This is a genomic window from Haloarcula montana (assembly GCF_035666295.1).
Taxonomy (GTDB): domain Archaea; phylum Halobacteriota; class Halobacteria; order Halobacteriales; family Haloarculaceae; genus Haloarcula; species Haloarcula montana.
Genome location: NZ_CP142027.1, coordinates 2705526 through 2725142 on the forward strand (window position 1 = coordinate 2705526; position 19617 = coordinate 2725142).

The window sequence follows — 19617 nt, forward strand, 5'->3', positions numbered from 1 at the left end:
CCGGTCAGCCTTCGACGCCGCTCACTTCGTAGCCGCGGTCTTCGAGATCGGCCAACAGGCCCTCGTGGTCGGCGCTGGCCTCGTAATAAAACACCAGGTCGAACGATCCCTCACGGAGGAGTTGCTGGCACTCCCAGACGAACGACTCGTCGTCGAGTGTCAGCCCCTGGTGCTGGTTCGAGGCGAACTCCGGGTCGTCGCTACCCGAGTAGACGAACGTGTCTGCGGGGTCGTGTCCCGCTGCGGCGGCGATCCGCTCGCCGACCTCGATCGTCGCCTGCATCATCTCGATCTCGTTGCTGCCGTCGTACTCCGTGTGGACGATAGTCCCGTTGAGTTCGATCTCGCCGGGTTCGAGTAACTGCTTGGTCCGTCGGTAGAGGTCCTCGTCGAGCGTGTCTGCGTCAGCCATGGCTGGACGTGGGTCCCGGCTCCCCTAATGCACTTCGCATTCGCAGCCGCTCGAAAAATGCCGCACAGAATCGGTCCGCCGACGGGCCGCTCCCGTCGGGTATCAGTGCCAGTGGACGCGGGTACAGAACCCGTCTTACAGGCGCGTCAGATTGGTTGCCCGGGGGCCCTTATCTGCCTGCTCGATGTCGAACTCGACTTCCTGTCCCTCTTCGAGGTCAGGACCGCCGACGTCTTCCATGTGGAAGAACACGTCTTCGTCAGCGTCGTCAGTTTCGATGAATCCGTAACCGCCAGTGTCGTTGAAGAAGTCAACCGTACCGGTCGCCATTACACTCCTACATACGACCCCAGGGATATATAAAATATGTGCACGGTTCACGTTCGCGATCCGAGTGGTCGACCGATCCGTTCCACAAAGTCCTTATCGGCGCGTTGATATCAATCCAGTAATGCTGGACTGGGTGCGTACCGTCGGCTATGCCGCGTACGAACGGTTGTTGCGGTCGGAGATCGGTGGCGCACCTGATCACGTCGCTGTCATCATGGACGGCAACCGCCGCTACGCCCGCAAGGAGGGCGAGGAAACGACCGAAGGCCACCGGGAGGGCGCTCAGACCACCGAACAGTTGCTGGACTGGTGTGACGAACTGGGTGTCCGGGAGGTGACGCTGTACACCTTCTCGACGGAGAACTTCGACCGGCCGGCCGAACAACGGGAGTTCATCTTCGATCTCGTCGAGGAGAAACTCCGGACGTTCGCGGACGCGGATCGGGTCCACGACGCCGGGGTGTGCATCCGTGCGATCGGCGAGCGTGAGATGCTCCCGGAGCGGGTCCTCGACGCCATCGACTATGCCGAAGCGAAAACGGCGGGGTACGACGCCCTCAACCTCAACATCGCCCTGGCCTACGGCGGTCGGGCGGAGCTTCTGGGGGCCGCTCGGGACGTTGCCCGTGGCGTCCAGGCCGGCGAACTCGAACCAGACAATGTGGACGTCGATACGGTTGCGGAGTCCCTCTATCAGGGGCCGACCCGAGACGTCGATCTGATCGTCCGGACCGGCGGCGACGAGCGGACATCGAACTTCCTGCCCTGGCACGCCAACGGCAACGAGGCGGCGACGTTCTTCTGTACGCCGTACTGGCCGGAGTTCCGCAAGATCGACTTCCTGCGGGCGATCCGGACCTACCAGAACCGCCAGGAGTCCTGGCGGACGACTCGCGCCCGGCGCGCGCTCGCACTCGTTCGCGCAGTCGGTGACCGGGACGTATCGCAGGCCATGGCGACGCTCCGCCGGTTCCGTGACGCGCTCCCGAACGGCGAACGCGAGCAGGCCGACGAGGAGTACGAACTCGCCGATTAGCGGATCGAACCGAACGGGACCCGACGGATCCGCAGGTCCCCGACGGGCGTCACCAACACCGTCAGCGGGCGATCCGGGTCCGGTGGCCCGCCGAGACGCCAGTCGGTGTCCGTGACCGACCCGTCTGCCGTCTCTACCCGGATTCGATAGGTTCCCCGACGGTAGGTAACACTCTCCTGTTGGACGCCGCCGGTCGGCTCGACGGTGTACTCGCGGTCTAGCACCGTCGTCGAGTCGCTGCCGGTCCCGTACTCCACTGTGACACTGATCTCGTGGGCCTCCGTGTGGAGGTTGTGGACGCGATAGGAGGCCCACTGTCCCTCACACGGTGTCGCGAAGTTCTCCGCGCTGTCCTCGCTGGCGAAGACCTCCGAACAGTCGAAGTATCGATCCCTGTAGTCCCCGGCTCTGACGACCAGCCCGGGACTGACAAAGTACAGCGCCGGGAGCTGTCCCCAGTCGGCGTGGACGTCGTCGGCGTAGTTTGCGTACCCAGTCGAAGTCGCGAGGACGTAGTGCCCGCCGTGTGCAGGCCTGTCGTGTCGCGCGGCACCCTGGGCGTTAATTTCCTCGGCGTTGTCCGCGTGCAGTCGGTTGTACGCCCGCGTGCGCTCGAAGGTTCTGGCGAACTCGACGGCAGTCTCGCGGGTCGGTTCGGCCGGCCGATCCGGGTACGACTTCGGTCCCGCCGGCGTCGAGGCGTAGGTCCCCGTCGCGTCGGGAGTCGGAACCGGCGTCGGCGAGCGGTCGGTCGTCGAGCGACTGGCACCGCCTCCACCGTCCGTGGCCGAGCGACAGCCAGCCAGGGAGAGGGCGGCTCCGACCGCCCCAGCCTGGAGGTACCTGCGGCGGGTCAGCAGCGTGTCCATACTCGCCGTTCCGGTGGTCGTGGCAAGGGTCTTCCGTGCGGTCAAACGCTGGCTTGAGCGTCCAAGCGACGCCGATCACGACATCGGCTTACTGACCGAACCGTCGCTGTCGTTCCTGGTAGTCCCTGAGTGCCCGCAGATAGTCCCGCTGCCGGAAGTTCCGCCAGTTCACGTCGGTGAAGTACAGTTCGGAGTAGACCGACTGCCAGATCATGAAATCCGAGAGGCGCTCGGCGCCGGTCTTGATGACGAGATCGGGGTCGGTCGGGAAGACCAGATGCTCCTCGACGGCGTCCTCGTCGATCTCTGCCGGCGTCAGTTCGCCGTCGGCCACGTCTTCGGCGAGCTTTGCCACCGCCGTCGCGAACTCCGATTGGCCGCCCAGTCCGATCGAGATCTGGATCGGTGCGTCCGCTTGGCGCTCGTCGTCCGGCCCTCGCACTGCGACTGTCTTCGGCGCTCGAATGGCCGAGAGTTCCTGTCGGAGCGTCGGGACGACCTCTTCGTCGAGGACGCTCACGTAGACGACGATCGTCCCCGCGCCGTACCGGACCGCCCAGTCGAGGAATCGCTCGACGGTCGTGTAGGCACCGTCGGTCAGCAGGTCGCGTTCGGTGATGACGAGGGCGACGCGGTCGGGGAGAGCGGCGTCACTCATGCGGACGCGGGTCGCGAGGTAGCGGTCGTACAGGCCCACAATGGCGGGTACACCGAGGGGATGCCTAAAATTCACGACTCGGCGTCTCACCGGGACACGGACGAGAATTTCCTCTCGGAGTTCGGAAACGGTAAGTGGCTCTCCGGGGTACCGGAGAGACGTGACTTCGACCGTACGGCGAGCGGCCGGGTTCGCGCTCGTCGGGACGTTTGCACTGATCGTCCCGCTCGCGACGGGCATCCAGTCGCCTGCGGTGGCGACCGTCGTCGCTACCGGTCCGTTCGTCCTCGTCGCAGCCCTCGTCCTGACTGTCGTCGATCCGGGGTCCCGTCTCTTCGAACTGTTCGCTCGCCCGGGTGACTACGAGGACGGGAAGCTCCACGGGTTGGCCGCGTTCTCGCTCGCTGTCGCCGGGTTGGCGCTGTTTGCCGTCCAGTTCGGGATGGCCGCCTGGGTGTTCGTCGGGACCGTCTTCGTCGTCGCCTTCGGCAACCTCGGACAGCGACTCGTCGCCTCGGTCAGGAGCGACCAGTTCGTGGCTACGGGGGCGTTCATCGTCGCCGGGTTCCTCGCGGGCCTGGCCGGGCACGTCGCCGGCGCGCGGCTTCAGTCGGCAGCGGTAGAGCTTCCGGTCGTCGTGTTCCTGGCGGCGACCGGGGCGTTGGTGGCCGCGCTATTGCGGTCGGTCCTGTTCGAACGGGACGATCCGCTGGTGTTGCTTACCGTCGGACTCTTACTGTGGTTGCTCGTCGTGCTCGCCCCCGCGGTTACGACACAGCGGATCGGCGTCGCACTGGCCGTGACGGCAGTGTTGGGATACGTCTCCTACGCGCTCGATACGGCTTCCCTCCCCGGGATGTTGACCGGTATCCTGCTCGCACTGCTGACGATCGTCCTCGGTGGCTACGGCTGGTTCGCGATGCTCGTGACGTTTTTCGGGCTCGGTGGACTCTCCTCGAAGTACCGCTACGAGGAGAAACTCCAGCGGGGGATCGCCGAGGAAAACGAGGGTGCCAGGGGTAGCGGGAACGTCCTCGCGAACTCGATCGTCGCGCTCGTGGCCGTCCTGGCGACCGCCGCGAGCCCTTCCCATATCGCCGTCGACCCCGTGCTCTTCCTCTACGCCTTCGCCGGCGCGGTCGCCGCGGCGATGACCGACACCTTCTCCAGCGAGTTCGGCGGGCTCTACGACAACCCGCGGCTCATCACGACTTTCCGACGAGTCGAACCAGGGACGGACGGCGCGGTCACCTGGCAGGGGGTTGCTGCCGGCCTGGTCGGCGCGGGAATCATCGCCGGCATCGCGTCGGCGCTGCTTGCCGCCGTCGGCACGACTGGTGCTCTCGTCGTCGTCGTCTGTGGTCTGATCGGAATGACCGTCGATAGCCTGCTCGGTGCGACTGTCGAGGGCACTATCGTCGGCAACCAGGGCGTCAACATGTTGGCCACGCTGGCAGCGGCGATCACTGGTGTCGTCCTGGCACTCGGTGGCGGCCTCGTATGAGTCCGATCCGCGAGGCCCGTCCTGAAGATCGCACCCGGTTGCGGGCGATCCAGACGGCCGCGCTCGATCACCCGTGGCCGGATCTCCTGACGGTCGCCGTCGACGGTCCGCCGGAGCTGCTCGTCTACGACGACGGCCGGCCGGTCGGTTACGCTCTGGTTGTTCCGGATCACCCGGTCGCGTACCTCGCGGAACTGGCCGTCGACCCGCCGGTACAGGGACAGGGGATCGGGACGCTGTTGCTCTCGACGTTGGTGGAACGGCTTGGAGATCGGGGGTTCGAGACCGTCCGGCTCACCGCTCGGGCCGACGACGAGCGCGTCCGGAGCTTCTACGAGCAGTTCGGCTTCGCCCTCGAAAGTCACCTCCCGGACCACTACGACGACGGCGACGGTGTCCTGTTGTGCCGTCAGCTCTGATCGCCGTTCTCGATCCGGACGTGGACGCTCGTGGGCTGTTTGACGTACTCGCCGTGGTCGGTGGCGACGACCACGTCGACACCGCGCTGTGCAGCGACGTCGAGCACTTTCTGTGAGCACGGCCCGTCGAGGACGACCGTCTCGGGCACACGCTCGTTCTCGGCGACGAGCGAGACCGCCTCTTCTGCGTCCCCCTCCGCGAGAACCGTCAGATCAGCACCGAGAAGCCGGACCTGTCCAGTGTTTGCGCCGATAACGGCCTCGATATGGTCCGAGAGTGTCTCCGGCGGCCGCTGGGTCGATTCGGTCGGATCTGTCTCGGTTTCGGACGGTTCGACCGCTTCGGTGACGGTGGCTGTCCCACCTTCGTCGGCGTCTTCGAGGGTCTGTGTGGCTCGCTCGGTGGTGACGGACCCGTCGGCTCTGGCCGGCTCGTTCGGGTCCGATCCGTCCTCGCTCTCGACGAACTCGTCGTAGGGGATCTTGTCCCGGAGTGCCGCCATCGCGTCGGCTCGGGACAGATCCTCGACCGACTGGCCCCGTGGTGCGAACGCGACGTAGTCGATCTCGCCGACCTGTGCCAGTTCCTTCAGGATGAGGTCGCCGCCACGGTCGCCGTCGAAGAAGGCGGTGACGGTCCGGTCGGCTGTCAGGGCCGCGACGGCGTCGGGAACGTCGGTTCCCTCGACGGCGATCGCGTTCTTGACGCCGTATTTCAACAGCTGGACCACGTCGGAACGCCCCTCAACGACGACGATCGCGTCGGAATCGACGACCCGCGGGCCTGCGGGGAGCCCCTTGTACTCTGTGACATCTGCGACGCGGACCCGCTGGCGAACCGTCTCGACGATGTCCTCGGTGGTCACGGAGTCGGCCTCGAACTCGGTCAGGAGTTCCGTCGCCCGATCGACGACCTCCCGGCGTTTGGCGCTTCGGATGTCCTCGATGTCGGTGACGGTGATCTCCGCGCCGCAGGGACCGACCTGCTCGATGGTCTCTAATGCCGCGGCGAGGATCGCGGTCTCGACCTTATCGAGGCCGCTCGCGACGGTCACTTCGCCACGGGATCGGCCACCCTCCGCGGTGATCTCGACGTCGATCCGCCCGACCTTCTTCGAGTCCTGGAGGTCACGCAGGTCCATGTCGTCGCCGAGCAACCCCTCGGTCTGTCCGAACACCGCACCGACCACGTCGCTTCGCTCGACGATCCCGGCGGCGGTGATGTCAGCGTGTATCAGATATTTTGCCGTGTCTTGCATCGTTGGACTCCGCGTGGCTGGCCCATCGCGGACAGCAGGGCCGACCCGTTCTTATTAGTCCGTAGGCGGGGTGGACTCAAATAAGCTGTCCACCTGGCCGCTCACTCGATCGAGAGCGACGAGAGCACGTCGGCGGCTGTCTCCATCGACGCTATCGGATCGCTCGGGTCGTCGTGTTCGAAGACGAGCCACTCGGTGCCGGCCGCCCGTGCGGCGTCGACGACGGCCTGGAGATCGACGACGCCGTCGCCCAGTTCCGTCGGCTCTCCCTCGGCGGTGACGTCTTTCAGGTGGATGACCGGAACGCGACCCGACAGCGTCTCCAGCAGGGTAACGGGGTCACGGCCCGCCGCTCGTGCCCATCCGGCATCGAGTTCGATACCGACGGTCGTTTCAGCGATCAACCGGTCGAAGGCGGTCTCGGTTCCGACCGGAACGAACTCGTGCGTGTGATTGTGATACAGCAGCGGTTTCTCGACGCTCCCGGCCAACTCGTCCAGTTTCCTCGCGGTCTCGGTGACCGCCGCCGCGTCAGCGAAGTGGTCGTCGTCCAGATACGGGACGACGACGTAGGGGGAACCCAGTGTCGCGAGGTCGTCGGTGACACCGGCAGGGTTGGACTGGATCGCCTCGGCGTCGACGTGGGTGCCGGCGGCGAGCAACCCCGCCGATTGCAGGCGCTCCGCCGTCTCGACTGGGTCCGACAGGCCCGCGAACTCGACTCCGTCGTACCCGGCCGCGGCGATACGCTCGAACAGTTCGTCCTGGGAACCCGGATGCTCGCGCAGGGTCCACAGTTGGATCGCGGTGCGCATACCCGCTGCTGAGACCGCGAGCGTGATATAACCGGCCCCACAAACCCCGGCCATGGGACTCACGGAGGAGCGGATCGACCCCGCACGGTTCCTCGAAGACGTAGAGATGCGCGTCGGTGAAGTCGTCGACGTCGAGGACTTCCCGGCCGCACGGAAGGACGTCTACAAGCTCACGGTCGACTTCGGCGACGAACAGCTCCAGTCCGCCGCAGGGCTGACCGACGTGTACGACCACGAGGACCTGTTGGGTGCGCAGGTCATCGCCGTCGTGAACCTCGGGACAGTGACTATCGCCGGCTTCGAGAGCGAGTGTCTCGTGACCGGTGTCGACGGTGCGGACGGCGTGGTCCACCTGACCACGGAGCGGGACGTGGAACCGGGGACCCGCGTGTATTGAAGACAAATTCTCTTCGGATAGCTCGACCGAAGGAACGAAATTGATTTGTACGGGAGCTAACTAGCTTCGTTCAACAATCATGAGACACGTGCGCACCGTCGGGTGGGCAGTCGTCGCATTCGCACTGATGGCGCTTGCTGTCCCGTGGTTCCTCTGGGACAGTTCGCGGGTCGCCGCCGGCCTCCCGGTCTGGCTGTGGTGGCATATCGGTTGGATGGGGCTCGCCAGTGTCGTCTTCGCCGTCTTCGCACACACCGCCTGGGGCTTGGGTATCGAGGAGGTGCCCGCCGATGGCTGAGACCACGCTCCAGTTGGGCATCGTCGGCGCGTACATGGTGGTGGCGCTGGCCGTCGGGGTCGTCGCCTACCGGTTGACCGACCGCAACGCCGAGGACTACTACCTCGCCAGCCGGACCCTCGGGACCGTCGTCCTCCTCTTTACGACCTTCGCGACGCTGCTGTCGGCGTTTACCTTCTTCGGCGGGCCGAACCTCGCGTTCTCGGCCGGTCCCGAGTGGATCTTGGTGATGGGGCTGATGGACGGGATCATCTTCGCGATCCTCTGGTACGTCCTGGGCTACAAACAGTGGCTCGTCGGCAAGCGACACGGCTACGTCACGCTGGGGGAGATGCTGGGCGACCGGTTCGGTTCGACCCCGCTGCGGGTCCTCGTCGCCGGTGTGAGTCTGATCTGGCTGTTCCCGTACGTGATGCTCCAGCAGAAAGGTGCCGGACAGGCGCTGGTCGGACTGACCGACGGCGCGGTCCCGTTCTGGGTCGGTGCGGGCGGGATCACCCTCTTTATGATCCTCTACGTCGCCGTCTCGGGGATGCGCGGCGTCGCCTGGACCGACACGCTCCAGGGGTTGTTCATGCTCTCGCTGGTCTGGATCGCCGTCGCGTGGGTCCTCTCGTCGGTCGGGGGCGCCGGCCGGGCGACGGCACTCCTCGCCGAGACCAACCCCGAATTCCTGGCGCTCGGCGGCGGCCTCTACACCCGGCAGTACATCGTCTCGACGGCGGTCAGCATCGCCTTCGGCGTTGCGATGTTCCCCCAGATCAACCAGCGGTTCTTCGCCGCCGGTTCCAAAACCGTCCTCAAACGGACGTTCGCGCTCTGGCCCGTGCTCGTCCTGTTGTTGTTCGTCCCGGCGTTCATGCTCGGTGCCTGGGCTGCGGGACTGGGCGTCGAGGTGGCCGAGGGGAGCAACGTCGTCCCGGCCCTGCTCGCGGAGTATACGCCGACGTGGTTCGCGGCGCTGGTCATCGCCGGCGCGATGGCCGCGATGATGTCCTCTAGCGACTCGATGTTGCTGTCCGGCTCGTCGTATCTCACCCGCGACATCTACCGGCCGCTGATCCGTCGCTCCGAGGAGACCGACAGCGAGCGAGCCGCGACCGATGACGGACGCGAGACCACTGTTGCACGCGTGGGCGTGGTCGTCTTCGCGACGCTGTCGTTCGTCGCGAGCCTCTACACCCCCGGGACGCTCGTCCAGATCGGGGACACGGCCTTCAGCGGGTTCGCACAGTTGACGATGCCGGTCGCGTTGGCACTGTACTGGCGCGGGACGACCCGGAGCGGGATGTACGCGGGTATCCTCGGGAGTCAGCTCTTCTACATCCTGCACGTCTTCCCGATCATCGAGACGAGCGCCGGATTCGTCGACCTCTCGCTCTCGCTGCCCGGAGCGTATCTCGGGTGGACGCCGGGCATCGTCGGTATCCTCTTGGGGACGGTCCTGACTATCGGTATCTCGCTCGTGACGACGCCGGCGTCCACCGAGAACCGGGCCGCCTATCGTGTCGACGGTGTCGAAGCCGACTGATGCCCTCACGTCGTCGGTCACTTCTCCGTCCGGATGGGTGAAACTAAAGAGCGTGGGGCTCCCGAACCCAGGTATGGACACTGAGACCGCTGGCGACCGAAGTCGCCTCGTCCGCGTACTGCTCGCCGTGGGCCTGGGAATCCTCGCGCTCCGCTCGCTCCGTGGCGGAAAGCGACTCCGCGGCGTTCTGACCGGAGTCGGTGCCGTCGCTCTGGGCGTCTCCGCGGCCGGGAACAGCGGCCCCGCGGTCGAACCGCTCCACGAGACCGACGACACCGATTTCGAGACGGACGCGAGCGTCGACATCGACACCGACAGTTCGGACACGGCTACGGCGTCCGACGACACCGACGAGACCATCGCCGTCGTGGCCGACGACACGGCCGGCTCCCTGACCTGTATCGAGTGTGGCGAACCGATCGTCGCGGGCCAGCGCCGGCGACCGAACGGTGACGGCGAGACCGCTCACGATAGCTGTCTGTGAGTCGCCAGGGCTGAGGCGACGACGGAATCTGCCACGGACAAACTACGCCCTTTTTTGTTCGGCGCGTCGACCGACACGTATGCACACCCACATCGTTCCGGTCGGCTTCGATTACGACCGGCTCATCGCGCCGCTGGTGCGCGAGCAACTCGATGTCGACCGGGTCATCCTGCTCGAAGGCGCCGTCGGGAGCGAGGCCAACGTCGAGTACTCGCGCAACCTCGCGCGGAAACTGGAGAAAGACTACCAGAACCTCCTGGGGGCTGAAACCGAGCGGTTCGTCATCGCCGACGTCTACGACTACGACGACGCCTTCGAACAGGCCTTCGAACTCATCAACGCGGAACTTGACTCGGGTAGCGAGGTGTGGGTCAACGTCTCCGCGATGCCCCGGACGGTCTCCTTTGCCTTCGCGACGGCGGCCCACTCCATCATGGTCGAGCGTGAGGGCGACCGGGACCGCATCCACACCTACTACACGGTGCCCGAGAAGTACTTAGAGACGGAACTGGCCGAGGAACTCCGCCGGCAGGCCGATCTCCTCCAGGATATCCAGGCTGGCGACGCGGTCGACGACCGTGTCGACGAGCGACTCGAAACCGCGCTGGATCTGCTTGACGAGTTCGACGAGCGGGGGACGACCATCGGTGCCAAGGAGATCGACGGCTCCCACATCGTCGAACTCCCCGTCGCCTCGTTCTCGAACGTCAAACCGTTCGAGGAGGTCATCCTCTTTACGCTGGGCGAACACGGCGAGTTCGAATCGGTCTCCGAACTCGCCCAAGAACTGGCCCGGGATCTCGGTGAGGAGTACACCGACTCCTTTCGCTCGAAGGTCATCTACAACGTCGACCGCCTCGGCCCCGGCGGGAAAGGCTACATCGAACAGGAGGATCACGGCAAGTCCTACCGGACGCGACTCTCACGGATCGGCGAACTGTGGGTGCGGGCACACTCCGCCGAGGACCGCACCGAGACGGATCTGAGCTAGTCGGTCTCGACGCCCGTGATCTCGAACCGTGCCCCGCCGTCCGCCCCGGCTGTCACGGACAGGTCCCAGCCGTGGGCTTGGGCCACCCGGTTGGCGATTGCGAGCCCGAACCCGGTGCCGTCTGTCGCGGTCGAGTAGCCCGGTTCGAACACGTCTTCACGCTCGCTCGCGGGGATTCCCGGCCCATCGTCGGCCAGATAAAAGCCGGACTGATCCGGCAGCGTCCCGACGGTGACTGTCACCCGTTCGTCCCCGTGCTCGACGCTGTTGCGGATGAGGTTCTCCAGGAGTTGTCGGAGTCTGGCCCGGTCTGTGCGAACGGATAGCGCCGTCTGCACGTCGAGCGTGGCCGTCGCCGTCTCGACGGTCCGCCAGCAGCGTTCGACAGTCTCAGCCAGCGAGACAGTCTCGATCTCCGAGAGCTGCCGAGCTTCCTGTGCCAGCGTTAGCAAGTTGTCGATGAGTTCCTCCATCCGGTCGTGGGCGTTCGCCACCTCGGCCAGGTGGTCGCTGTCGTTGTCCCGTCGTGCCAGTTCGAGGCGACCGGTCGCGACGTTCAGGGGGTTCCGGAGGTCGTGGCTGACGACGCTGGCGAACTCCTCCAGTCGCTCGTTCTGCTGTTCGAGTTCGGCAGCCTGTTGGCGCAGTTGCTGTTCGGTCTCGATCCGGTTCAGCCTGGCCTGTGCCTGCGTACACAACAGCTCGACGAGTTCGAGGCTGGCCTCGTCGAACGAACCCGACTCCCGTGAGACGCTCTGAAAGACGAACTCGTCCCCGAACGGAACAGTCAGCGAGGAGAGAAACGCCGTGTCAGCCGGCCTGACGTCCCGGGTCCTGATATCGTCGACGACGATCGCCTCTCCAGTCCGATAGGCCATCGCCGCGTCGCTCTGTTCCGTGTCGACCGGGATACGGCCGTAGTACTTATCAGAGTCCAGATGTGACGAAACGGCCTGCGGAACGAGACAGTCGTCTTGGACCTCGTTGACGATCGCGACATCGAACTCTAGTATCTCCTCGGCGGCAGCGACGACCTTCTCGTGGACGCTACTCGGGGTCTCGCAGCTCTCTATCGTCGTCCCGACCCGGTGAAGGGCCGTGATCTTCTCCTTCTGTCCGTGGAGTTCACGCTCCCGGGCCTTCCGGTCGGAGATATCCCGCGAGAACCCGACGATGCGCTCGACACAGGCGCCGTCGGTGACTGGATGTCCTTTCACCCACACCCACCGTTCGTAGGACTCCTGGGGGTTAACCCGTAGTTCGATATCGATCGGCGAGCCGGCCGACAGCTGCTCCATCGCCTCGCTGGCACGCTCTCTGTCCGCCGGATGGACGGCGTCGAGGATACTGGTTTCACCGGTGTCGAGTGCCGCCGTCGATACGCCCCACAGGTCTTCGAACGCCTCGTTCCTGAGGTATACGTCGTTCCAGTCGGTCGAGACCATCCAGAGGACATCGTCGCTTTGGGCGACGAGTTCCTCCAGTGTCTGTTCCCGCCAGCGGTGCCGGCGGCAGGTCCGTGTGCTCTCCAAGACATCGACGACGCGGTCACGAAGTAGTTCCTGACCACCGTCGGGACCGCCTTGGGGAACGTAGCCGTCCGCGCCAGCGGCCAGGACTCGCGTGGCCAGGGATTCGTCGCCGTCGGCGGGGTAGACGACGACCGGTGGCGGCCGTTCGACAGCCCCGACGCGTTCGGTCAGCGACACGGCGTCGATCTCGGGCGGGTGGTGTTCGCTGACGACACAGTCGATGGACTCGGTCCGGATGCGGTCACACGCCTCTGCTGTGGTCTCCGCCTGAACCACAGTGATGTCGTCCAACGCGCTCCCGAGCGCGTTCGGCACCGCTTGGTCCTCCGCTGTGGTGACGTAGCAAACCCGCCGCTGCCCACACTCCGGCGGCGACCAGAACGGCCCATCAGCCATACGAACATCTCGCAACGACGGCTCAAATCGATTTCGGAATGGGCGATACCCGTTCGTGAGACTGCACGTTCTCGGGTAACGGACGGCCCCCGGGCCACAGTGAACACACTCGCCCCCCGATAGAAACCGAAGTCGTTAATCCGTGGGTGGGCTACCGTACACTTAATGGCACGTCGAGGCACTATCCCGTCCGTTCTCGTACCCGTAGTAGGGGCGTCCAGCCCCAACTAACTCCACCGCTCGACGCCCGCACCGTTTTCGACCGACCGCCGCCACAGCTACGAATGAGTGACACACAGGACCCACCGACCGACGAATCGACGACTGAACAGACAGACAGCCTCGACGGGGAGTACGACCCGGGAGCCGTCGAACCCGCCTGGCAGGACCAGTGGGTCATAGACGAGACGTACGCCTACGACGGCGACGCCGACACCCGCTTCAGTATCGATACGCCGCCGCCGACGGTCTCGGGCAACCTCCACATGGGGCATCTCTATCAGTTCACGCTCCAGGACTTCGTCGCCCGGTACCACCGGATGGCCGACGATACGGTCTACTTCCCCTTCGGCTACGACGACAACGGTATCGCCTCCGAGCGGCTGACCGAGCGGGAACTCGACATCCGTCACCAGGACTTCGAGCGCCGGGAGTTCCAGGAGAAGTGCCGCGAGATCTGTACCCAGTACGAGGACGAGTTCACCGAGGACGTCCAGTCGCTCGCGATCTCTGTCGACTGGGACAACACCTACAAGACCATCGCTCCGAACGTCCAGCGCGTCTCGCAGCTTTCCTTCCTTGACCTCTACGAGAAGGGGCGCGAGTACCGCCAGCGCGCGCCGACGATCTGGTGTCCGGACTGCGAGACGGCGATCTCTCAGGTCGAACAGGAAGACGAGGACAAACACACCAAGTTCAACGACATCGCCTTCGACCTCCTCGAAGACAGCGACGGCCCGGTCGAGGACGAGACGTTCACTATCTCGACGACCCGGCCCGAACTGCTGCCGGCCTGTGTCTCCGTCTTCGTCCACCCGGACGACGACGAGAACCAGCACCTCGTCGGCGGCACCGCGCGAGTCCCCCTGTTCGGCCAGGAGGTCCCCATCATCGCCGATGAGCGCGTCGACATGGAGACCGGTAGCGGGCTGGTCATGTGCTGTACCTTCGGCGACCAGAACGACATCGAGTGGTACCAGGCCCACGATCTGGACCTCCGCTTGGCTATCGACGAGTCCGCGACGATGACCGAGGTGGCCGGCGACTACGAGGGGATGCACACCACCGAGGCCCGCGAGGCGATCATCGAGGACCTCGACGAGGCCGGCTATCTGCTGGAATCCCGCGACCACGACCACACCGTCCAGGTCCACGAGCGCTGTGGCGTCGAGGTCGAGTACCTCGTCACCGAGCAGTGGTACATCGAACTACTGGACAAGAAAGACGAGTACCTGCAGGCGGGTCGGGACATGGAGTGGTTCCCCGAGAAGATGTTCAGTCGCTACCAGCACTGGATTGAGGGACTGGAATGGGACTGGTGTATCTCCCGACAGCGTGACTCGGGCATCCCGATCCCGGTCTGGTACTGTGACGACTGTGGCGAGCCGGTGCTTGCCGACCCCGAGCAACTGCCCGTCGACCCGCTCTCGGACGACCCGCCGGTCGATAGCTGCCCGGCGTGTGGCCACGACACGCTCACCCCCGAGGAGGACGTCTTCGACACCTGGGCGACCTCCTCGCTGACGCCGCTGGTCAACGCCGGCTGGGACTGGCACGCCGACGGGTCGGCAGCCACCGACGGAGCGGCCTCGATCACGGACGGCACCTTCGAGATGGAGATGTCGGAGCTGTACCCCTTCGATCTGCGCCCGCAGGGCCACGACATCATCTCCTTCTGGCTGTTCCACACCGTCGTCAAGTGTTACGAACACACCGGTGAGGTCCCCTTCGAGAACGTCATGATCAACGGGATGGTCTTAGACGAGAACCGCGAGGCCATGTCCAAGTCCAAGGGCAACGTCATCCCGCCAAGCGAGGTTCTGGAGAACTTCCCGGTCGACGCCGCCCGCTACTGGGCCGCCGGGACCTCCATCGGCGACGACTTCCCGTACAAGGAGGGTGATCTGGAGGCCGGCGAACGCCTCCTTCAGAAACTCTGGAACGCCTCCCGACTGGTCGATCAACTGACCCCGGCCGCCGAGTCTGTCGACGACGTCGACCAGACCGAACTCTCGGCGGTCGACCGCTGGCTCCTGGCCGAACTGGACGCGACCGTCGAGTCCGTCACCGAGAAGTTCGAGGACTACGCCTTCTCGAAGGCCCGCAACGAACTGCGGTCGTTCTTCTGGAACACGTTCTGTGACGACTACCTGGAGATCGCCAAACAGCGCCTCTCGGGCGGCGGTGACCCCTCGACGGAGTACACGCTGGTCCGCGCACACCGCACGTTCCTGAAACTGTTCGCGCCGTTCCTGCCCCACATCACGGAGGAACTGTGGAGCCGGCTCTACGCCGAGGACGACGGCTCGGTCCACACGACGGACTGGCCGGTCGCCGCCGGCTACGAGGCCGACCTGGCGGCCGGCGAGACGGCGATGGAGGTCGTCTCGGCACTGCGGCGCTACAAGACCGAACACGGGCTGGCGCTGAACGCCGACCTCGACACCGTCGAGGTGTACGGCCACGTCGCCGGCTTCGAGGACGCCATCGCCGAGGCCATGCACGTCGATCAGTTAGAGACCTACGACGAGGCCCCGGAGATCACGACCGAGATCAGCGGGATCGACCTGGACTACTCCCTCGTCGGGCCGGAGTTCGGCAGCAGCGTCGGCGACATCGACGCGGGCATCGAGTCCGGCGACTACGAGATCGACGGCGACCGGCTCGTCGTCGCCGGTGAGTTCGAACTCGACGCGGAGATGTTCGAGGTCGAAGAGTCCCGGACCTACTCCGGCGAGGGTGAGATGACCGAGACCGACTCGGCAGTCGTCGTCGTCCAGTAGGGAGTCCGTGGGCGGCTGTCCCCGGGATGGTCGGGTCGTTGGACCGGGTCCGTGGTTCCACCGCCGAAAAGGCTAATCCGAGGGCGCTGGAGGTGTACCCACTGTGACACCCTCGGTCTTCGATCCCGGCCTGGAGTCGATCACCGTCGCGGAGACGGAACTGAGTGACGTCGATGGCGAGGCCGGCGAACTCGTCGTCCGGGGCTACCCGATCGCGGAACTGGCCGCGAACGCGACCTACGAGGAGAGTGTCGCGCTGCTACTGGACGGGGACCTCCCAACGGCCGACCGACTGGCGACGATCCGATCAACCCTCGTCGACTCCCGGGGTATCGACGACGCCGTTCGGGCACTCCTCGACGCAGCGGCGGGGGCTGGCGTGGCACCGATGGACGCGCTCCGGATGGGGGTCGCGGCCGCCACTCTCGGGACCGACAGTACGGAGCCGTCGGCTACTGCCCGGCGATTGATCGCCGTCGTTCCCACGATCGTCGGGACCTACTGGCGCTACCGGCAGGACGAGTCGCCCGTCGATCCGGACCCCGAACTGTCCCACGCCGCGAACTATCGGTACCTGGTAACCGGCGAGCGACCGACAGCGGCGGAAACCCGGGCACTGGAGACGTTCCTGACGACACTCGTCGACCACGGACTCAACCCGTCGACGTTCACCGCACGGACGGTCGTCTCCACGGAGTCGGACTTCGTCTCGGCCGCGACGGCCGCAGTCGGGACACTCAAAGGCCCGCTCCACGGGGGGACCCTCCAGCAGGTGTACGGTCTGCTCCGGACTGCCCACGAAGCCGACGATGTCGAGACGGCCGTTCGAGACCTGCTGGCGAAACGGGACGAGTTACCGGGCTTTGGTCACCGGGTCTACGAGGTCCGGGACCCGCGGGCAGCGGTCCTCTCGGCGGCGATAGAACGACTCCCCGCGGCCGGCGACGGCTTCCTCTCGACCGTTCGGGCGATCGAGTCCGCCGGCGTCGAAGCACTCGACGAGCGCTTCCCCAGGCGGAACGTGGCCACCACCGTCGAGTTCTACGCCGCGGCGTTACTCCACGCAGTCGACGTTCCACCCGGGCTGTTTACGCCGACCTTCGCCGTTGCCCGGATCGCCGGGTGGATGGCCCACTGTCTCGAACAGCGCAGGGAGAACACGCTGGTCCGGCCGGTCTCCCGATACGTCGGCCCGACCGGGCGGTCGTGGACACCGATCGGGGATCGACAGCCCGGTAGCACCGCGCTGGGAGCGGTCCCCGTCGAACCGGTCTCCGAGACGCTACAGACACTCTCTGAACCGGCCCGGTTGGAGATGCTGTTGGCACTGGCGGCCGCTGACGGCGCGATCGCGTACTCGACGCTTCGCGAGCGGACGTCGATCGAGGACAAGGGCCGGTTCAACTACCACCTCCGACAGCTCAGGGGCGCGTTCGTCGCGGACGACGAGTCGGGGTACGCGCTGACCGCGGCCGGTGAGCGGTTCGTCGAGACGGTCCTGGCCGGTGATGTCGTACCCGAGGACGCGTAACGACTGAGGGGAACACGGCTTCCCCGCCGTGTCCCGCTCGGTCCCTCGTTTCGCCGACTGTCTGCCTTCGGGCGCGCGTATCACTCGAACGGGAGAAGATGGATTCTCCGAGATATTACGGTTCTGCCGGTGGTTCCTCCAGTATCGATGTTCGGATCACAACCCACACGTGTCGTCCTGTCGGTCAGAGTGTCGTTGTCTCGCCTCCCGACTGGGCTACCCGCGATCCGGGGCGCGATAGCATGACCGGACAGACCGTCCGGCCGGGACTGGAAGGTATCTCCGTCGCTGAGACCCGACTCAGCCGGGTCGACGGCGAGGCGGGGGAACTCGTCGTCGGAGGGTACCCGATCGAGATACTCACGGAACACGCCAGTTTCGAGGAAGCGGTCTTCCTCCTGTTCGAGGACCGGTTGCCGACGGGAACCGAACTCGACCGGTTTCGGTCTGCCCTCGCAACCCGGCGGACCGTCGGTGAGGCGGTCCACGGCGTCCTGTGTCGTGCCGCCGAAGACGGCGACTCCGCGATGGATGCACTCCGGATGGGGGTCGCGGCCGCCAGTCTCGGGACCGACGCGGACGACTCCCGCGAAGCCGCCAAACGCGTCGTCGCCGTCGTTCCCACGATCGTCGCGGCCTACTGGCGCTACCGGCAGGACGAGTCGCCCGTCGACCCTGACCCGGAACTGTCCCACGCCGCAAACTACCTGTACATGCTGACGGGCGAGCGACCGAGCGACGACGCGGTCGGGGGCATAGAGACGTATCTCACGACCGTGATCGACCACGGGCTCAACGCGTCGACGTTCACCGCGCGGACAGTCGTCTCCACGGAATCGGACCTGGTCTCGGCGGCGACGGCCGCGGTCGGGACGCTCAAGGGACCGCTCCACGGCGGCGCGCCGGGACCGGTGCTGGATATGCTCCAGTCAGTCCACGATTCCGGCGATCCCGAGGGGTACGTCCGTGACCGCCTCGACGCCGGCGAGCGACTGATGGGCTTTGGCCACCGTGTCTACCGGGTTCGCGATCCGCGGGCGGCGGTCCTCTCCGCTGCGGCCGAGCGGTTCTACGCCGGGACCGACGCGGATGGCTTCTACGAGACGGTCGAGCGGTTCGAGTCGGTCGCGCTCGACGCGCTGGCCGAGCACAAACCGGACCGCCGGCTGGCGACCAACGTCGAGTTCTACACCGCGGCGCTGCTCCACGGCGTCGGAATCCCCCGGGACCTGTTCACCGCGACGTTCGCCGTCGGCCGGGCGGGGGGCTGGATGGCCCACTGTCTGGAGCAACTCGACGACAACCGGTTGATCCGGCCGGTCTCGACGTACGTCGGCGCGACCGATCGGACGTGGACGCCGGTCGACCGCCGGTGACTCAGCCGCCGCGCTTGAGCTTCTCTGCGCGGGTCGCCAGTGCGAGAAACGTCGCAACCAGCGTCAACACGACGGCCCAACCGGCCGCCAGATCGTGGGCCGGCAGCGTGTGATCGAGCCCGCCGGCGACGACCTCCGCCCGGAGGACGGTGTGGTGTGGCCCCTCCAGGACGGGGACGAAGTAGTCGACGACGTCGTTGAAGCCGTACCACCCGGCGGCGACCGCGACGGCGGGGACGGAAAACGACGCGTACCGGTGGATGAGAAACGCCTCGACGGCCATCGCCAGGTGTGAGAGGATCAGGAACCAGTAGAGCCAGGTGGCGATGCCGGCCGGCCCGTTGACGATCAACTGGACGTAGGGGGTCCAGAGCCCGAGCTTGATACAGCCGAAAAAGGCCAGGGCGTGGAGCCACTCAGTGTTCCAGTCCAGCCGCCAGGCGGCAAACGAGAGCCCGATGAACATCGTCGCGACCGGCGAGTCGGGGATCAACGGATATGCGAGCGGCGGCGCGGCCCCGAGTTGGCCCTCGACCAGCGGCGGCGCCAGATCCGTCGGACGCCCGGCGTAGTACCAGAAGCCGAACAGCGTCCCGACGAGGTTGACCAGCGCGATCGGCCAGGCCAGTCTGAGGCCGACGTTCTCCAGCCACTCCGGGAGCGGCGCGACGTACCGCGGAAGCCCCTCGGTCTCCGGGAGCGGTCCGTCGAACCCGCGTGCGACGACTGCCTCGATGCGCCCGCCGAGTGAGACCATGTGAGGTCGGTCGGGAGGGG

Annotated in this window: 19 protein-coding genes; 11 read left to right on the top strand and 8 right to left on the bottom strand. The window is 66.0% G+C overall.

Features of this window, described 5'->3' with window-relative positions:
• Nucleotides 1-4 precede the first annotated feature (4 nt).
• Together VJ109_RS14375 and VJ109_RS14380 are read right to left on the bottom strand one after the other, a co-directional pair.
• Nucleotides 5-412: a DUF5778 family protein gene (locus tag VJ109_RS14375; protein ID WP_324757647.1), complete on the bottom strand. Its 408-nt coding sequence runs from the start codon at nucleotides 410-412 to the stop codon at nucleotides 5-7.
• 135 nt (nucleotides 413-547) lie between these two features.
• Complete coding sequence (locus tag VJ109_RS14380; RefSeq protein WP_053967073.1) at nucleotides 548-742, bottom strand: cold-shock protein; 195 nt, start codon at nucleotides 740-742, stop codon at nucleotides 548-550.
• A gap of 121 nt (nucleotides 743-863) precedes the next feature.
• Here VJ109_RS14380 and uppS point away from each other — a divergent pair, with 121 nt between their 5' ends.
• Complete coding sequence (gene uppS, locus VJ109_RS14385; protein WP_324757648.1) at nucleotides 864-1778, top strand: polyprenyl diphosphate synthase; 915 nt, start codon at nucleotides 864-866, stop codon at nucleotides 1776-1778.
• Here uppS and VJ109_RS14390 read toward each other — a convergent pair.
• Both VJ109_RS14390 and VJ109_RS14395 read right to left on the bottom strand, forming a co-directional pair.
• Nucleotides 1775-2647 carry an Ig-like domain-containing protein gene (locus tag VJ109_RS14390; RefSeq protein ID WP_324757649.1) on the bottom strand — a complete coding sequence of 291 codons (873 nt, stop codon included), beginning with the start codon at nucleotides 2645-2647 and terminating at the stop codon, nucleotides 1775-1777. The genes uppS and VJ109_RS14390 overlap by 4 nt on opposite strands.
• Nucleotides 2648-2735: 88 nt before the next feature.
• Nucleotides 2736-3344, bottom strand: a complete 609-nt coding sequence (locus VJ109_RS14395; protein WP_324757650.1) for an undecaprenyl diphosphate synthase family protein — start codon at nucleotides 3342-3344, stop codon at nucleotides 2736-2738.
• Nucleotides 3345-3465: 121 nt separating this feature from the next.
• On the opposite strand from VJ109_RS14395, the gene VJ109_RS14400 reads away from it, so the two are divergent.
• On the top strand, nucleotides 3466-4809 hold the full coding sequence (locus VJ109_RS14400) for a DUF92 domain-containing protein (RefSeq protein ID WP_324757652.1): 1344 nt from the start codon (nucleotides 3466-3468) through the stop codon (nucleotides 4807-4809).
• Nucleotides 4806-5228, top strand: a complete 423-nt coding sequence (locus VJ109_RS14405) for a GNAT family N-acetyltransferase (protein ID WP_324757654.1) — start codon at nucleotides 4806-4808, stop codon at nucleotides 5226-5228. The genes VJ109_RS14400 and VJ109_RS14405 overlap by 4 nt, the downstream gene beginning before the upstream one ends.
• Here VJ109_RS14405 and dnaG read toward each other — a convergent pair.
• Both dnaG and VJ109_RS14415 read right to left on the bottom strand, forming a co-directional pair.
• Complete coding sequence (dnaG, locus tag VJ109_RS14410; protein ID WP_324757656.1) at nucleotides 5219-6487, bottom strand: DNA primase DnaG; 1269 nt, start codon at nucleotides 6485-6487, stop codon at nucleotides 5219-5221. The two genes, VJ109_RS14405 and dnaG, sit on opposite strands and share 10 nt — an antisense overlap.
• 101 nt (nucleotides 6488-6588) lie before the next feature.
• Nucleotides 6589-7302 carry a sugar phosphate isomerase/epimerase family protein gene (locus VJ109_RS14415; RefSeq protein ID WP_324757658.1) on the bottom strand — a complete coding sequence of 238 codons (714 nt, stop codon included), beginning with the start codon at nucleotides 7300-7302 and terminating at the stop codon, nucleotides 6589-6591.
• A 52-nt stretch (nucleotides 7303-7354) separates the two neighbouring features.
• Here VJ109_RS14415 and VJ109_RS14420 point away from each other — a divergent pair, with 52 nt between their 5' ends.
• The 5 genes from VJ109_RS14420 to VJ109_RS14440 all read left to right on the top strand — a co-directional run bounded on the left by VJ109_RS14420 (nucleotide 7355) and on the right by VJ109_RS14440 (nucleotide 11003).
• Nucleotides 7355-7699: a tRNA-binding protein gene (locus tag VJ109_RS14420; RefSeq protein ID WP_324757659.1), complete on the top strand. Its 345-nt coding sequence runs from the start codon at nucleotides 7355-7357 to the stop codon at nucleotides 7697-7699.
• Nucleotides 7700-7778: 79 nt separating this feature from the next.
• A complete protein-coding gene (locus tag VJ109_RS14425) occupies nucleotides 7779-7997 on the top strand; it encodes a DUF3311 domain-containing protein (RefSeq protein WP_324757660.1) in 219 nt (72 codons plus the stop codon).
• Nucleotides 7990-9528, top strand: a complete 1539-nt coding sequence (locus tag VJ109_RS14430) for a sodium:solute symporter family protein (RefSeq protein ID WP_324757661.1) — start codon at nucleotides 7990-7992, stop codon at nucleotides 9526-9528. Before VJ109_RS14425 ends, VJ109_RS14430 begins: the two co-directional genes overlap by 8 nt.
• A gap of 73 nt (nucleotides 9529-9601) precedes the next feature.
• Nucleotides 9602-10012, top strand: coding sequence for a DUF2892 domain-containing protein (locus VJ109_RS14435; protein WP_324757663.1), 411 nt, complete (start codon nucleotides 9602-9604; stop codon nucleotides 10010-10012).
• Nucleotides 10013-10091: 79 nt separating this feature from the next.
• Complete coding sequence (locus tag VJ109_RS14440; RefSeq protein ID WP_324757664.1) at nucleotides 10092-11003, top strand: HFX_2341 family transcriptional regulator; 912 nt, start codon at nucleotides 10092-10094, stop codon at nucleotides 11001-11003.
• Here VJ109_RS14440 and VJ109_RS14445 read toward each other — a convergent pair.
• Nucleotides 11000-12931, bottom strand: a complete 1932-nt coding sequence (locus VJ109_RS14445; RefSeq protein WP_324757666.1) for a receiver/sensor box histidine kinase — start codon at nucleotides 12929-12931, stop codon at nucleotides 11000-11002. The two genes, VJ109_RS14440 and VJ109_RS14445, sit on opposite strands and share 4 nt — an antisense overlap.
• Nucleotides 12932-13215: 284 nt before the next feature.
• Between VJ109_RS14445 and VJ109_RS14450 the strand changes: the two genes are divergently transcribed.
• The 3 genes from VJ109_RS14450 to VJ109_RS14460 all read left to right on the top strand — a co-directional run bounded on the left by VJ109_RS14450 (nucleotide 13216) and on the right by VJ109_RS14460 (nucleotide 18840).
• On the top strand, nucleotides 13216-15933 hold the full coding sequence (locus VJ109_RS14450; RefSeq protein ID WP_324757667.1) for a valine--tRNA ligase: 2718 nt from the start codon (nucleotides 13216-13218) through the stop codon (nucleotides 15931-15933).
• A 103-nt stretch (nucleotides 15934-16036) separates the two neighbouring features.
• Complete coding sequence (locus tag VJ109_RS14455) at nucleotides 16037-17464, top strand: citrate/2-methylcitrate synthase (protein ID WP_324757669.1); 1428 nt, start codon at nucleotides 16037-16039, stop codon at nucleotides 17462-17464.
• Nucleotides 17465-17706: 242 nt separating this feature from the next.
• A complete protein-coding gene (locus tag VJ109_RS14460; protein WP_324757671.1) occupies nucleotides 17707-18840 on the top strand; it encodes a citrate synthase in 1134 nt (377 codons plus the stop codon).
• 1 nt (nucleotide 18841) lies between these two features.
• On the opposite strand, the gene VJ109_RS14465 is transcribed toward VJ109_RS14460, so the two are convergent.
• The gene (locus VJ109_RS14465; RefSeq protein ID WP_324757673.1) at nucleotides 18842-19597 is read right to left on the bottom strand and encodes a DUF1405 domain-containing protein; all 756 of its coding nucleotides are present in this window, start codon (nucleotides 19595-19597) and stop codon (nucleotides 18842-18844) included.
• Nucleotides 19598-19617 lie beyond the last annotated feature (20 nt).